General features: G+C 65.7%; 18 protein-coding genes. 8 read left to right on the forward strand and 10 right to left on the reverse strand.

What is annotated here, in order from left to right:
* From JVX90_RS14900 to JVX90_RS14910, 3 genes are read right to left on the reverse strand one after another with little or no spacing between them, the layout of a single operon-like run.
* A complete protein-coding gene (locus JVX90_RS14900) occupies positions 1 to 714 on the reverse strand; it encodes a class I SAM-dependent methyltransferase (protein ID WP_205329493.1) in 714 nt (237 codons plus the stop codon).
* Positions 708 to 1964 (reverse strand): glycosyltransferase family 4 protein, encoded by a 1257-nt coding sequence (locus tag JVX90_RS14905; RefSeq protein ID WP_205332440.1) that lies wholly within the window; start codon positions 1962 to 1964, stop codon positions 708 to 710. The genes JVX90_RS14900 and JVX90_RS14905 overlap by 7 nt, the downstream gene beginning before the upstream one ends.
* Positions 1965 to 1993: 29 nt before the next feature.
* Positions 1994 to 3661, reverse strand: coding sequence for an FAD-dependent oxidoreductase (locus JVX90_RS14910; protein ID WP_205329494.1), 1668 nt, complete (start codon positions 3659 to 3661; stop codon positions 1994 to 1996).
* Between the two features lie 164 nt (positions 3662 to 3825).
* On the opposite strand from JVX90_RS14910, the gene JVX90_RS14915 reads away from it, so the two are divergent.
* The gene (locus JVX90_RS14915) at positions 3826 to 4629 is read left to right on the forward strand and encodes an acyl-ACP thioesterase domain-containing protein (RefSeq protein WP_205332441.1); all 804 of its coding nucleotides are present in this window, start codon (positions 3826 to 3828) and stop codon (positions 4627 to 4629) included.
* A 19-nt stretch (positions 4630 to 4648) separates the two neighbouring features.
* On the opposite strand, the gene JVX90_RS14920 is transcribed toward JVX90_RS14915, so the two are convergent.
* From JVX90_RS14920 to JVX90_RS14930, 3 genes are all read right to left on the reverse strand, one after another.
* A complete protein-coding gene (locus JVX90_RS14920; RefSeq protein ID WP_205329495.1) occupies positions 4649 to 5203 on the reverse strand; it encodes a DUF3558 domain-containing protein in 555 nt (184 codons plus the stop codon).
* Entirely contained in the window at positions 5200 to 6072 is an 873-nt protein-coding gene (locus JVX90_RS14925; protein ID WP_205329496.1) for a DUF3558 family protein, read from the reverse strand. Before JVX90_RS14925 ends, JVX90_RS14920 begins: the two co-directional genes overlap by 4 nt.
* Positions 6073 to 6240: 168 nt before the next feature.
* On the reverse strand, positions 6241 to 6630 hold the full coding sequence (locus tag JVX90_RS14930; protein ID WP_008381659.1) for an SHOCT domain-containing protein: 390 nt from the start codon (positions 6628 to 6630) through the stop codon (positions 6241 to 6243).
* A 156-nt stretch (positions 6631 to 6786) separates the two neighbouring features.
* On the opposite strand from JVX90_RS14930, the gene JVX90_RS14935 reads away from it, so the two are divergent.
* A complete protein-coding gene (locus tag JVX90_RS14935) occupies positions 6787 to 7305 on the forward strand; it encodes a DUF4333 domain-containing protein (RefSeq protein WP_205329498.1) in 519 nt (172 codons plus the stop codon).
* A 105-nt stretch (positions 7306 to 7410) separates the two neighbouring features.
* Complete coding sequence (locus JVX90_RS14940) at positions 7411 to 7863, forward strand: flavodoxin domain-containing protein (protein ID WP_205329499.1); 453 nt, start codon at positions 7411 to 7413, stop codon at positions 7861 to 7863.
* Between the two features lie 8 nt (positions 7864 to 7871).
* Here the strand turns inward: JVX90_RS14940 and JVX90_RS14945 are convergent, their stop codons facing one another.
* Positions 7872 to 8723: a DMT family transporter gene (locus tag JVX90_RS14945; protein ID WP_205329500.1), complete on the reverse strand. Its 852-nt coding sequence runs from the start codon at positions 8721 to 8723 to the stop codon at positions 7872 to 7874.
* Positions 8724 to 8795: 72 nt separating this feature from the next.
* Positions 8796 to 9314, reverse strand: a complete 519-nt coding sequence (locus JVX90_RS14950) for an OsmC family protein (protein ID WP_205332442.1) — start codon at positions 9312 to 9314, stop codon at positions 8796 to 8798.
* 168 nt (positions 9315 to 9482) lie between these two features.
* Here JVX90_RS14950 and JVX90_RS14955 point away from each other — a divergent pair, with 168 nt between their 5' ends.
* The 4 genes from JVX90_RS14955 to JVX90_RS14970 all read left to right on the forward strand — a co-directional run bounded on the left by JVX90_RS14955 (position 9483) and on the right by JVX90_RS14970 (position 11577).
* Positions 9483 to 9752, forward strand: coding sequence for a hypothetical protein (locus tag JVX90_RS14955; RefSeq protein ID WP_240193917.1), 270 nt, complete (start codon positions 9483 to 9485; stop codon positions 9750 to 9752).
* Positions 9749 to 10231, forward strand: a complete 483-nt coding sequence (locus JVX90_RS14960) for a histidine phosphatase family protein (protein WP_205329501.1) — start codon at positions 9749 to 9751, stop codon at positions 10229 to 10231. Before JVX90_RS14955 ends, JVX90_RS14960 begins: the two co-directional genes overlap by 4 nt.
* Positions 10232 to 10300: 69 nt before the next feature.
* A complete protein-coding gene (locus JVX90_RS14965; RefSeq protein WP_205332444.1) occupies positions 10301 to 10780 on the forward strand; it encodes a nucleoside deaminase in 480 nt (159 codons plus the stop codon).
* Positions 10780 to 11577: an ankyrin repeat domain-containing protein gene (locus JVX90_RS14970; RefSeq protein WP_205329502.1), complete on the forward strand. Its 798-nt coding sequence runs from the start codon at positions 10780 to 10782 to the stop codon at positions 11575 to 11577. Before JVX90_RS14965 ends, JVX90_RS14970 begins: the two co-directional genes overlap by 1 nt.
* 52 nt (positions 11578 to 11629) lie before the next feature.
* On the opposite strand, the gene JVX90_RS14975 is transcribed toward JVX90_RS14970, so the two are convergent.
* Together JVX90_RS14975 and JVX90_RS14980 are read right to left on the reverse strand one after the other, a co-directional pair.
* Positions 11630 to 12052, reverse strand: a complete 423-nt coding sequence (locus JVX90_RS14975) for a DUF1801 domain-containing protein (protein WP_240193918.1) — start codon at positions 12050 to 12052, stop codon at positions 11630 to 11632.
* Between the two features lie 53 nt (positions 12053 to 12105).
* A complete protein-coding gene (locus JVX90_RS14980) occupies positions 12106 to 13107 on the reverse strand; it encodes an alpha/beta hydrolase family protein (RefSeq protein WP_336818832.1) in 1002 nt (333 codons plus the stop codon).
* Between the two features lie 63 nt (positions 13108 to 13170).
* Between JVX90_RS14980 and JVX90_RS14985 the strand changes: the two genes are divergently transcribed.
* Positions 13171 to 14328, forward strand: coding sequence for a DNA polymerase IV (locus JVX90_RS14985; protein WP_205329504.1), 1158 nt, complete (start codon positions 13171 to 13173; stop codon positions 14326 to 14328).
* Positions 14329 to 14359 lie beyond the last annotated feature (31 nt).

A 14359-nucleotide genomic window follows, 5' to 3' on the forward strand; every position in this document is an offset into this window, starting at 1 on the left:
CTATGCGGGTTTACGCAGGTAGATGGCCACGGACTTGCCGACGATCGGATTGAGCACCTGCTCGCCGACGCGGGTGACCCACGGCTTGCTCATCATGTCCCAGACCAACATCTTGTGATAGCCCCGGACCAGCGGATTCTCGTCGTTGTCGACACCGACGGCACATTTGAGCCACCAGTACGGTGCGTGCAGCGCGTGCGCGTGCCCGCTGCCCGTCACCTCGAGCCCAGCGGCCGCCAGTTTGTCGGCCAGCTCCGACTCACGGTAGATCCGGACGTGACCGCCCTCGACTTCGTGATACTCGTCCGACAACGCCCAACAGATCTTCTCGGGCCAGAACCGCGGAACGGTCACCGCCGCCAGACCGCCCGGCTTCAGGATGCGGACCATCTCGGCGATGGCGGCTTCGTCGTCGGGGATGTGCTCGAGGATCTCCGACATCAGGACCACGTCGAACGATGCGTCGGCGTACGGCAGGCCGAGGGCATCGCCTACCTGCGTCCTCGCGTTGCCCGAGGCCGGAACCTCTCCTGCAGCGACGAGGGCGCCGAACATCTCCGAGACGTCGGACATGTCCTTCTCGTTCTGGTCGAAGGCGATCACATCGGCGCCGCGCCGCAGCATCTCGTACGAATGACGCCCCTGACCCGCACCGATGTCGATGGCGCGGATACCTGGGCCCACCTTGAGTCGATCGAAGTCGACAGTCAGCATGGCATTTCTCCCTGCGTGGATCGGATCGCGGCGCGGTACCGCTCGGCCGTGGCGGCGGCGACCGCGGACCAGCTGAACTGGGCACGAACGCGCTCGCGGCCGCCTGCGCCCAGGCGTGCACGGAGGTCCGGATCGTCCAACAGCCGGGTGAACGCCTCGGCGAGCGCACCCGCGTCGCCGGGTTCGACGAGGATCGCGGCCTCTTCGTTCTCGCCGACGACTTCCGGGATCGCTCCGGCACGGGTGGCGACCAGCGGGGTACCGCAACTCATGTGCTCAACGGCCGGCAGCGAGAACCCCTCGTACAGCGACGGCACACACGCGATCTGCGCTCCGGCGAGCAGTGCGGCGAGTTCGTCGTCGTCGATGCCCGACACCACGGACACCTTGTCGGTGATCGCCAGGTCGTCGATCAGTCGCGCGGACGGTCCGTCCGGGTCGAGCCTGGACACCAGGGTCAGTTCCACGTGCCGTTCGGCGGCGACCTTCGCGACCGCCTCGAGCAGATACGACACACCCTTGAGTGGCGCGTCGGCGCTTGCGATGCACACGATCCGGCCGGGGATTCGCTCTGCGCGGGGCGCGAACACTGTGGTGTCGACGCCGAGCGGGATTGTGGCGATGGCGTCGTCGGAAACTCTGAACGCCTGCCGGATGTCCTGGTCGCTGCTGCGCGAGACCGTCAACAGCGACGGGATCCGGCGCGCGACACGGCCCTGCATGGCCAGGAAAGAATGCCACCGCCATGCACTGATCTTCTTCAGCCCCTTCGCGGCCCGCACTGCCAACGCTCGGTCCTGTGTGATCGGATGATGGATGGTCGCGACCAGCGGGAACCCGGCGCGTTTGATCGCGAGGAGTCCGTACCCGAGGCACTGATTATCGTGGACGACGTCGAAGTCGGCTCGTCGTGAGCGAAGCAGCCGGGCGGCTCGCAGGCTGAAGGTGAGCGGTTCGCCGAACGCCGCGGTCCACATGGCTGCCACTTCGATCCAGTCGATCCAGTCACGGAACTCCCGCAGCTTCGGGGTTCGAAACGGATCGGGCTCGCCGTACAGGTCCAGGCTCGGCACCTTCGTCAGGGTGACCCCGGCGTCGAGCGCCGCCTGATCGAGTTCGGGATACGGCTGACCGGAGAATATCTCGACATCGTGCCCGAGCAGCGCGAGTTCCCGCGACAGGTGCCGGACGTACACTCCCTGCCCACCGCAATGCGGCTTGCTGCGGTACGACAGGAGCGCGATGCGCAAGGCCTCGCTGTTGCGAGCGGGCTCGCCGGTCACGAGTCGGCGGAGACGTGCGCCGCGGCTTCGAGTGCTTCCACGGTCACCAGCTTCACCCGTCGACGGCCGGCCTGCTTGCCCGCGTCGCGTTCGACGGCGTCGATGGCCTTCCATCCGTCGAGGTCGACGCGATGCGCACCCCGGGAGGTCACGAGTTCGACCACGTCGGATGCGTCGAGGTCCGGGTTGGTGACGGTGCCGTCGGCGAAGTCGGCGATGATCGCTTTCGCCGCCTCCTCGCCGCAATACCGGTTGCGGCCGATGCCGCCGGTCGGCCCGCGCTTGATCCAGCCTGCGACGTACAGGCCGGGCACCACTGCGCCGCCGGGTGCGTCGAGCACACGACTGTCGTCGTTGGGGACCACTGCGCGGTCGTCATCGAATGGCAGACCCGGGACCGGACGTCCCCGGTATCCGACCGAACGAACCACCATCCCGGCGTCGACCTCGCCGGTCTCGTCGGTGGCCTCGATCTTGCCGTCGTCGATGTAGCGGTTGCGCACGAATGCGACCTTCTCGACGCCGTCGGAGCCGACGATCGACGTCGGCGACGTGAGGAACTCGAAGACGATGCGGCGGTCGCCACCTCGCGGTCGGTCGGCGAACTCGCGAGCCAAGCGCACCTTGGTGGCGATCACCGAATCGAGCGACCCGTCGGCCTCGGCGGCCTCGGCGTCGGCGGACAGGACGAGCTCGTCCGGCATCACGATGTCGACGCCGTCGAGTTCGGTCAACGAAAGGAACTCACTGTTGGTGAATGCGCCGTGTTCGATGCCGCGGCGCCCCATGACGACGACTTCCCGGACCGACGAAGCACGCAGCGCCTCGAGCGCGTGGTCGGCGATGTCGGTGCGAGCCAACTGGTCCGGGTCACTGACGAGGATGCGCGCGACGTCGAGCGCGACGTTGCCGTTCCCGATCACGACGGCGCGTTCGGCCGAAAGGTCGAACGTGTGGTCCGTGTAGTCGGGGTGACCGTTGTACCAGGCGACGAAGTCGGTGGCCGCGATCGATCCGTCGAGGTACTCGCCTTCGATGCCCAGACGACGATCGTGCGGTGCTCCGACCGCGTACAGAACCGCGCCGTAGCGCTCGCGGAGCTCGTCGCCGGTGATGTGCGTGCCGACCTCGACGTTGAGGTGGTAGGTGAAGTTCCGCTTCTTCTCCACTGTGCCGAACGTCGATTCGACACCCTTGGTCTTCGCATGGTCCGGCGCGACACCGGCTCGGACGAGACCGTACGGGGTGGGCAGTCGATCGAACATGTCGACGTGGATCTGGCGCTTCTTGACCAGTTCCTCCGCGGCGTAGAACGCTGCGGGGCCGGCACCGACGATCGCGACGCGCAGTTCCTGACCTTCTGGCAACTGCGGAGGCTTCGGATGCCGGACAAGACCGCCCTCGACGTCGTGGTCCTTGTAGTAGTCGGCGTTGATCTGCAGGTACGGCTCGTCTTTTGCTTCGAGCTGATCGTCGGGGAAGATCGCGTTCACGGGGCATTCGTCCACACATGCGCCGCAGTCGATGCACGTGTCCGGGTCGATGTAGAGCATCTCCGCAGTGAGGAAGTCCGGTTCGTCCGGCGTCGGATGAATGCAGTTGACCGGGCAGACTGCTACGCAGGTACCGTCATTACAGCAGGGGCGGGTGATTACGTGCGCCATCGGTCTTCCTCCGTCGGCCGGGTAGCTGCAAGCCACAGGTGAACGTGTTCTAGTTTTGCCTTGAGCCTAGCCTAGCTGCCCACCGGAAGAGCGACCACCGTCACACGCCCGCCCGCGACACGAGGGGGACCCGGCCAGTGAGCACACCATACGAGTACGAGCCGATGACGGTCCGCAAGGACGGCGCGCAGTTCTACGCCGCCGACTACCGTGTCCGGACCGGCGACATCGATCAGGAGATGCGTGTTCGGCTCGATGGCGTCGCCCGCTACCTGCAGGACGTCGCGAACGACAACATCGCGATCACCGACTTCGCGGACACCGACCCCTTCTGGATCATCCGCCGCACTGTCATCGACGTGATCGAGCCGCTGACCTGGCCGTCCGACTTCGAAGTGGAACGTTGGTGCGGCGCACTGTCGACCCGGTGGACGGATATGCGAGTGAGCATCCGCGGGACGTCGCAGACCAACCGCTTCAATCCCGATCCCCGTCCGAACGGGCACATCGAGACGAACGCGTTCTGGATCAACATGACCGAGTCCGGCATGCCCGCCAGGATCAGCGACACCGCGATGACGACGCTGACGGCGATGACCGACGAGCACCGTCTCCGATGGAAGGCGATGAATCCAGGCGTGGCGCCGGAGGCGTCTGAGGTAGCGCTCCCCGATCGTGAACACGTCTTGCGGATCACCGACTTCGATCCGTTTCGCCATCTCAACAACGCCGCGTACTTCGAAGCGGTCGAGGACGAACTCGTCGATCACCCCGATCTGCTCGATGGCCCGCACCGTGCGGTCATCGAGTACCTGCGGCCCGTCACACCGGGCACACCGATCACTGTTCGTCGCACCCGCGACGGCGACTGCCTTCTGATGTGGATGCTGATCCCAGCCGATGACGGCGCGTTGGTCACCGCGGCCGCCGTCTCCGTCGCAAAGATCCCGGCCGCCGCTACTCCTTGAGTAGAGCCGAGCGGAGAGGTCAGTACGAACCGCTGAGGATGAGTTCCATCAGTTTGATCGGGGCAGCGCAGGCATCGTCGGCCGGTGCGGCTTCGGGCTCCACCCACCAGGTGTAGACACCGCTGCTCGGGGCCTTCGCCGTCACCCCGCAGACGCCCGGACGTTTCGGATCGCGCGCGGTGAACGCGGCGGTACTCCTGACCTGGATGTTCTCCGTGGTGAAGTCGAGACGCTTGGCGGTGTCCTTCTCGTGAGCGAAGGAGCCCCACTCGAACCAGTTGAACATCACATTCACGACGCCGCTCTTCGACGCCACGAGCCACCGACAGTTGGCGCCGTAGAAGCCGGGATCAGCGATGCTCCCTCCGACCGCTTTCCCGATCTGCACGGCGGACAGGATGTCGCATTCTTCGAGAAGCCTCTCGAACTTGTCGGTGTCCACACGACCGGTGTCGGTTCCGATGTCCCGCCCCGGACGGACCGGGGTCCCCTCGACAGTGCATGATGCCACCCCGAGGGTCGCCGCCATCGCGAGCGCAGCGACAGCCGTCGCACGCCTCAGTGGGCTCGTCATTGCGCTCCCTTCACGACAAACGTGGCGAGCGCCTTCGTCCCCTCGCACACCTTGTCCGACGTCAGGATGGACTGCCCGTTCACTGATGGTCCGGCGAATGAGATCTCGATGAAGTCGGCCTCCCAACCGACGCCTATCTCGCAGATGCTGCCCGCGTGCGCGATGAACCCCGACTGGCCGGCGATGGTGATGTCCTGAGTCAGGTCACGCGACAGTTGTTCGGTTCCCCGCTCCCGACCGATCGGCGATCCGCGGTACCAGTTGAACGAGACGGTCGGATTTCGAGTCGAATCGATCCGCCATTCGCAGGTCGACGGATTCTCGACCGCTAGCTTGAGCCCCTGCACAGTGGTCATACGGATGACGTCTGACGTCGTCAGCCCGCCGCAGCGTTCGAAGTCGGGGCCCGTCCCCGTCTTCGGTTCCGGAGTGTTCTCGGCGTCGGATGACGAATCACTTCCGCACGCGCTCAGTAGGAGTGCGAAGAGCGCGGCGACGATCGTGAGAAACGTCCCCGTGCGGAACTGATCGAGTTGACGGCGTTCCCGTTTGGTCGGCCTGCCTGCGCCTGCGTCGCGGCGCGGGATCGCCGCGATCACCTCCCGCGGGGGCGGCGGCGGGCTGTGATCGATGTAGTTCTCGGCAGCGACCGGCGCCGAGACTCGCTTGCTGATCAGGCCCGTCACCTCGACGATCCGTTCACGCCCTCCCACACGGTAGGTCACGCGGTCGCCGATCGCGACCTGTGCCGACGGCTTGGCGGTGGCGCCGTTCAAACGGACATGGCCTGCGCGGCACGCTGCGCCCGCGGCCGAACGAGTCTTCGTCAGCCGGATCGCCCATACCCAGCTGTCGATTCGCGTCGCCAATGCCGTCCCCTCCCGCGAGCCCAGATATGTGAGTCGATGGATCAAGACTAGCCGTCGTCACGGACTGTCGACTGTTTCACGACATACGGTTGAACGACGGGGCTGCCGAATGCAGAATGGCGATCCCCGCAGTGCGGGAATCGCCGTTCGAGCGAGAGAACTCTCAGTTCAGGATGCGAGCGCCTTCGCCTTGAGCGACTCGTACTCCTCCTGCGAGACGACGCCCGCATCGAGCAGCGACTTCGCGGTCGCGATCTGCTCTGCAGGAGACGCCTTGCCTGCGGCATTGCGGATGTACTCCTGGTTCGCGCGGTCGACGGCGACGGCCGTCGCACGGCTGCGCTCGGTCATGCCCTTGCCGCGTGCGATGACGTACACGAATGCCGTCAGGTACGGCAGGACGACCAGACCGATGATCCACAGAACCTTGTAACCGGCACTCAGCGTGTGGTCGCGGAACAGGTCGGTCAGGACCTGGAACAGAACAATCAGGTAAGCGACGAATGCAAAAACCAGGATGGTGTACCACAGCACACCCCAGAACGAACTCCAGTCCACGTCCGTGCACCTTTCCATTAATAGGGAACCTCAGCTTAGCCTCTGAAAAGCGGCAACGCTCCACTCGACCCACCTCGCCCGGCGGAGTCATTCGATCGTGTGATGCATCGGTGGATCACGTCCCGAGTCCGTGTATCGACTTCTACCGTCCAAGGTATGAACAACATGCGAGCTCTCGCCCTGTCGGCGCTGGTCGCCGTTCCATTCATCGTCTCGTGCAGCGTGTCCGTCGGAGGCTCGCCGATCGACCAGGACAAATTGAAGAGCGAGATCACCAAGACACTGGACGCGCAGTACACGACTATCGGCCAGAAAGTGGACTCGATCACGTGCGACGACCCGGGGGACGACCCAGCCGTCGACTCCACATTCCAGTGCATCGCGAAGGTGTCCGATGCCGACATCCGCGTCGAGGTCACTGTCACCAGCGACTCCGGAGACGTCAGATACGTCACGTTGGACCGCCTGGTCACCCTGCCCGCCGTCTCGAGAGAACTGACGTCGGCAGTCAGTGCAAAAGTCGGCCCGGTGCAGGTGGACTGCGGGACCGGCGTCAAAGCACAACCAGAGAACTCCCAGTTCGACTGCGCAGTGACCGACGATATGGGACAGACCGGGCGAGTCATCTACGTCGTGACCGACAAGCCCGAGAACGACCACTGGAAGCTCAACTGAGTCCTGCGACCGGGGCTAAAGTCCCTGGTCGGAGATTCGACCGAGAGGGTTGGTTACGCTACCGTATTCTGCGTCGTTCCCCCTCAACTCCAGGAGATCCCGACCATGGCAGCAGTCATCCTCTACGGCACCGAGACCGGTACCGGCGAACTCGTCGCCGACGCGATCGCTGACGTGCTGGCCGCCGACCACGATCCGGCGATCTACGACATGGCCGAGTACTCGGCTGAGGATCTCGATCCTTCAGACTTCCTCGTTGTCGTCTGCTCGACGTACGGCGAGGGTGAGCTGCCGTCCAGCGCGCTCCCGTTCGCCGATGAACTCGATGAGGACAAGCCTGATCTCGCCGGGATGCGTTTCTCGGTGTTCGGTCTCGGCGACACCGTGTACGACGACACGTTCAATCGCGGCGGCGAGATCATGGCCGAGAAGCTTGTCGCTCTGGGCGCCATCGAGGTCGGCGAGCACTACCGCCATGACGCGTCGAGCGCGGAGAAGCCCGCAAAGGCTGCCGAGGCTTGGGCAGAGAACCTGAAGGCCGTCATCAACGCGGGCTGATCGGCCCCTCATACCAGCGAATCCGCGGCGACCGACACACGTTGGTCACCGCGGATTGCTGCGTGTTTCGCCAATTTCACCACGGCCACGACTGACAGACCGAGGATCAGGCCGAGAAGGATCGTGGCCGGGAGACCCACCCTGATGTTCTCCCCGAGCAGCACAACGCCCAGGATCATCGCGACGGCCGGTTCCATCACGTTCATCGCAGGGAACGACGTCTGCAGATCGCCGGAACCGAATCCGCGTTGTTGAGCGACCACGGCGAGGACTATCACCGGGACAAGCAGGTACACCTCGTACTTGGTCAACACCGACAGCGGATCGTCGATGATCCGAAAGGTCACCGCTTTGATCAGCACGGCCGACACTCCGAACAGCGCGCCGGACGCGAGTCCGTAGTACAACGCTTTATGGTGTCGGTTGCAGCTGCGCTCAGCCACTGCCACCAGGGCGATGAGGCCCGCGATGATCGCACCGATCGTTATCCCCATGACCACCACTTGAGGCCGACGGTCGGTGGCGACGGGCCTGGCGATCAGGAGGAACGCCACCACGCAGGAGACGAGCACCGCCCCCCACATCCATTCGTTGGCGTGCGGGTGCCGGTGGTCGGCCCACGCTTCCAAGGGAAGCGCGAAGAGGACGGCCAACACGACGAGCGGCTGCACCAGCAGGATCGATCCGAGACCAAGTGCGCTGGCCTGCAGACTGAACCCGGCGAGAGCGATCCCCGCACCGATCCACCAGCCCCGGGTGATCGCGCCGCTCGACGCGGAGGACCGCTGCCTCAGCACGGTGCCTCCGGCGATCAGCAGTGCCGCGGCGGTGGCCAACAGCGCGGGGGCCCAGGTATGCATCCCCTCAAGCGTATCGGTCAGCGGTGCCCGCTCGCGCCGTGCAACCGGGTCACAGCGACGAGTGTCACCGAATCAGGCACCGGCGATGCGCAGTTCTGTGGCGACTGGGGTGCTCCGCTGCGTGAGATCCAGCACAGGGCAGTGCTTGTCGACGACGTCCTGCAGCTCTCGGTACCGTTCGGGCGCGTCGGGTCCGGCGACGTCGACCGTGACGCGCACCTGGGTGAATCCCGGCCGCACGTCGTCGTCGAGACCGAAGAAGCCTCGCACGTCGAGATCACCCTCGGCGTGCAGTGTGAGCGAGCTGAGTTCGACGCCGAGACGTTCCGCCCAGAACCGGTAGGTGACGACCTGGCAGGACAGCAGCGACGCGAGGTAGAACTCGACGGGGTTGGGTGCGGTGTCGCCGCCGCCGAGCGTCGGCGGCTCGTCGACGGAGACGCTGAACGAGCGGATGCCGATGTCACTGGACACGCCCTCCCCGGCCGTCGCCGATGCCGCGAACACAGCGACCGCGTTTGCCGGCTTGGATGCGACGGCGTCCGCCGTCTGCGCCGCGATGGTGTTGAGCTTGGTGCCGGTCGCCGGGATGCTGTGGGTGGGGCTGATCTCTGTAGTCGTCATGCCGTCGACCGTAGATACGAGAGCTCGCGCCGGGTACGGATGCGCGCACGGTGATTTCAACTGCCGTCCGCTGTCCGATCGACTCGGACCGCGCGCCTGGTCGAAAATGTCGGACGTCGGTTCTACCGTGAGGTCATGTACCACGATGATCTGGAACGTCTGATGACGCTGAGCACCGCCGACATCGCCGACGCGTGCCGTGGCGACCGACTGCAGGGCCTGATCACCCGGTGCTACGACGAGCACCTCGAGTTGGCCGAACTGGCCGACGACGCTGCTGTGGAGGGAGACCTCGATGCTCACGGCTACTACTCGCAGGAGAGTGCTGCCTGGCGTGCGACCGCCCAGATTCTGCGGACCATGGCCGCCGATCCGTTGCTGCACCGCACCGCAGGCGCGGCATGAGCCGGACACTGGTTCTGCTTCGTCATGGAAAGAGCGATTACCCGCTCGGCGTGCCGGACCACGACCGACCGCTCAACAACAGAGGCCGCCGGCAGGCCGCTCTCGCAGGCGACTGGATCCGTGGGGACGGCCTGACCGTCGACGCCGTGCTCTGCTCAACGGCCGAACGCACCCGTCAGACCCTCGAGCGAACCGGTATCGACGCACCGACCGAGTACCTCTCAGCGATCTACGGGTGCACTCCGGACGAGCTGTTCGAGACGATCCGGGTGTACGCACCGTCGGACGCATCGACTCTGCTCGTAGTCGGCCACTTCCCGGGCATGCCGGAGACCGCGTTGACCCTCGATCCGGCGGGGACGATCGACGAGTTCCCCACATCGGCATATGCCGTCGTCGACATCGGCGTCGAATGGGATCGCATCGGCCTGGATCTCGATCCCGACGCATCCCTGACCGCCCTCCGCGTCCCTCGCTGAACCCGTCCCCTCCGCCAAGGAAGGTGCTGAATCCGCTCAGGCTTCGCCGATAAACTCCCCCGCATGACTCTGACTCCCACCGATGTCGCTCATCTCCGACGCTGCGTCGAACTCGCTCGGGAAGCCGTCGACGCCGGAGACGAAGCGTTCGGTTCCCTGCTCGTGAACGCCGACGGCGACATCGTGTTCGAGGACCGGAACCGCGTGTCGGGAGGCGATTCCACCAGGCACCCCGAGCTGACCCTCGTCGAGTGGGCCGTGGCGAATATGACTCCCGAACAACGTGTCGCGTCGGTCACGTACACCTCCGGCGAGCACTGCGCGATGTGCGCCGCTGCCCACGCATGGGTCGGGCTCGGTCGAATCGTCTACGCAGGCAGCACTGCACAGCTCACGGGCTGGCGCGCCGAGTGGAACTTGCCGGCGTCGCCGGTGGCTCCACTGTCGATTCGCGAGGTCGCACCGGGCGTCGCGGTCACCGGCCCGATCTCTGAGTTCGCCGCGGACCTGCGTGCACTGCACGCACGTGCGGCGGGAGTGACGCTGTGATGACACCGCCGCGTTCGGCGCGATTGTCTGTCGCCGCTGCAGCGGCCGTCGCCGTGACCGCTCTGGCCGGGTGCGCCGGATCCGACGACACGGCGTCCGACGCCTCGACCGCGGGAACAACGACGACCAGGTCTGCCGCCGCGTCGTCAAGCACTCCCGCATCGATCGGTCGGCCTCAGTCGTCCGCACGCGTCAACCCCGCGGCGACTGCACGACTGCACGTCGCAGCGTCGAACGGCGACGTCGCCGAAGTGCACAAGGCCATCGCCGACGGTGCAGATCTCGAGTCGAGAGGCGCGAACGGACGAACACCGCTCGTCGCTGCGACCAAGAACCGCGACGCGGCGAGTGCGCTAGCGCTGCTCGACGCCGGCGCCGACCCGAATGCCAAGGACGACCTCCAGGACTCCGCTTTTCTGTACGCGGGTGCCGAGGGCTTCGACACGATTCTGGAGGGGACTCTCCGGCACGGAGCCGACGTGACCAGCCTCAATCGGTACGGAGGCACGGCGCTGATCCCCGCCTCCGAGCATGCGCACACCTCGACGATCTCAATCCTGATCAAGGCGGGCGTCCCGCTCGATGTCGTCAACAAGTCGGGGTGGACGGCGCTGTTGGAGGCCGTTGTCCTCGGCGACGGCGACGTCGCCCACGTCGATGCGGTGCGGCAGCTCCTCGACGCCGGAGCCGATCCCTCGATCGGCGATTTCGACGGAGTGACGCCACGCCAGCATGCGGTCGATCGTGGCCAGACCGCGGTCGTCGCCGAATTCGACCGTCCCCGTCCGAAGAGATAGCCGGCGCACCCCACCCGCTCGTCGAACCAACGCACTTCCCTGCTCGAAGCGTCTACACCGTGTCGTCCGACCTCGACCACGCGATGGCGATGAGTCTGCGGAGCACTGTCAGGTCGATGTCGTCGAGCTTCTTCACGTACACACAACCCGCTCCCTCGGTGAAAATCCCGAGTTCGGGGAGCAAGGCGGCGCCCTCGGGCAGATCCTTGAGCCCGTACAGCGACAGGCTCGCCTTGCGCGGCGAGAAGGCCGCCTTCGGCCAGTCGCCTCGTGTCCGCGGGTTTGCCGGCGAGACGTATCGGTAACTGCCGTACCCGATCATCGACGGACCCCACATGACCGGCGCGACACCCGTCACCTCCGCGAAGACCTCGGCGAGGACCATCCCGTCCGCGCGTCTGCGGACCGGCGCCACAGCATCGAGAAAGGCGTCGACACTTGCATCGGTCGGTCTCGTCTTCGGTTCGTTGCCCACGTCCGCACTGTATCCGCGATTCAAATTCTCAAGCGGCGACTCCCTTCCTCCGATCAGCGGACACCCAGCGCGCGGGCGATCAGCGGCCACGAACTGACGAGGTCGGCGTGGAACAGGCCCCAGGTGTGGACGCCGTCGGGACGGTGGACGAACGTCCGAGGAATGCCGAGAGACGCGAGCCGGTTCGCCATCGTCGTGGTGCAGTTCAACGCGATCGCCTCCATGACGTTTCCGCCCACGAACCCGCTGCCGTTGATCAGCGGATTGCCGTCGACGGGTCCGGGCACACCTGATCCGGCCGACAGGTAGATCGCCTTGCCACGGAGTTTGGAGGCGTTGACGACGGGATCGTGGCGGAACCACTGTGCGCTGCCCGGCGGCCCCCACATGTTGGCGACGTTCCCGCCGCCACGCGTGACGATCGCCGTATTCGCCACCTGCGCGAGGGGACTGGTCGTGCCGGGGCAGCCCGAGTAGGCGGCCACGGCGCGGTAGCGCCATGGTGCATGCGTGACGATGTCGAGGGCGGGGCCTGCGGACATCGACACCCCGGACAGTGCGTTCGCCCCGTTGGTGCGGTACGCCTTGTCGATCGCCGACGGCAACTCGTCGTTGATGTAGGTCTCCCACTTGTTGCGACCGAGGACGGGGTCGGTTGTGTTCCAGTCGGTCCACATCGAGAATCGACCGCCGATCGGCAGGATCACGTTCACACGCTTTCCCGCGAAGAAGCGCGGAGCGCCGCCGCTGTTGAACCAGGAGATCCCGTCCTCCGCACCGCCGGCACCCGGCAGCATGTAGAACGCGGGGAGTCCGGCGGGCTTTCCGACTGGATGCAACACGTGGTTGCGGACCACTCGACGCATCGATGGCGAGTAGACCGAAACGAGGTCGGTCGTCGGGTTCAGGTGTACAACCCCGACGATTCGCGCGGCAGCGGCGGACGGAAGCGACGGTGCCAGGCCGAGTATCACGAGCGCCGCCATCACCGCTGTCAGGACGCGCGTCGGCGTGGACCGCCCCTTCCCAGTTGTGACTGTTGAGTTCGGGGACATGAACTCCACCGTAACCGGACATAGACGGCCCACAGCCGTCGTGACCTGCCCGTTGCCCGATCGATGCTCCTCTGCCGCCGTACAGTTGAGAACGTGGCCGAGCAACCTTCGACGACTCGCTTCAGGCGTCTGCTCCACATCGACCTCGACCAGTTCCAGGTGTCGGTGGAGCGTCTTCGCCGGCCTGAGCTCGTCGGGGTGCCCGTGATCGTCGGCGGCGACGGGGACCCGTCCAGACCTCGGCAGGTCGTGACATGCGCATCCTACGAAGCACGTGCGCTCGGCGCGAGAGCCGGACTCGCGCTGCCCGCGGCAAGACGTAAGTGCCCCGACGCCGTGTTCCTACCGCTCGACATGCCGCACTATGAGGCAGTGTCATCGCAGGTCATGGATGTGATCCGCAGTTTCGGCCATCCCGTCGAAGTATGGGGGTGGGACGAGGGCTACATCGGAGTCGACCCATTCGACCAGACACCGACCCTCGACGACGCAGGCGCCGTCGACCTCGCACATCGAATCCGCGCTTCCGTGTTCGAGCAGACCGGCATCAACTGTTGCTTAGGCGTCTCCGACAACAAGCAGCGCGCCAAGATGGCAGCCGGGTTCGCCAAGGCCGCGGTACGCGACCCCGAGGCGACTCCCGACCGACGGGTGTTCGCATTGGACGACGCCAACTGGCCGACACTCATGGGCCCACGTCCGTGCCGGGATCTGTGGAGCGTGGGACCGAAGACCGCGTCCAAGCTCGCCGAGCGCGGAGTGGACACCGTCGACCAACTCGTCGCAGTCGACCGAGAGGATCTCGTGTCGATCTTCGGCCCCAGCCAGGGGAACTGGCTGTATGTTCTCTGCCGCGGTGGAGGCGACGATTCGATCGCAACGTCGCCGTGGATCGCGAAGTCGCATTCGAAGTCACGCACCTACCCTCGCGACCTCACCGACATCAACGACCTCCACGAAGCCGTCGAGGCCCTCACTCGCGACGTACTCGCCCAATCGATCGCCGAGGAGCGCATGCCGTTCCGCATCGGCTTGACCGTCCGGACGTCGACCTTCTACACGCGCACCAAGATGCGCAAGCTCCCCGAGCCGACGACGTCGTTCGACGAGATCGTGGCCGTCGCTCGTGGCCTTCTGGACGCTTTTCACGATCAGGAACCGCTCGGACCCGATCGACCGGTCCGGCTCCTCGCCGTGCGCCTCGAACTCCTCGACCCCTAGCGGTCTCGGTATTCGCGCAGGCAGCGAGCCA

The sequence above is a fragment of the Gordonia sp. PDNC005 genome (assembly GCF_016919385.1).
Taxonomy (GTDB): domain Bacteria; phylum Actinomycetota; class Actinomycetes; order Mycobacteriales; family Mycobacteriaceae; genus Gordonia.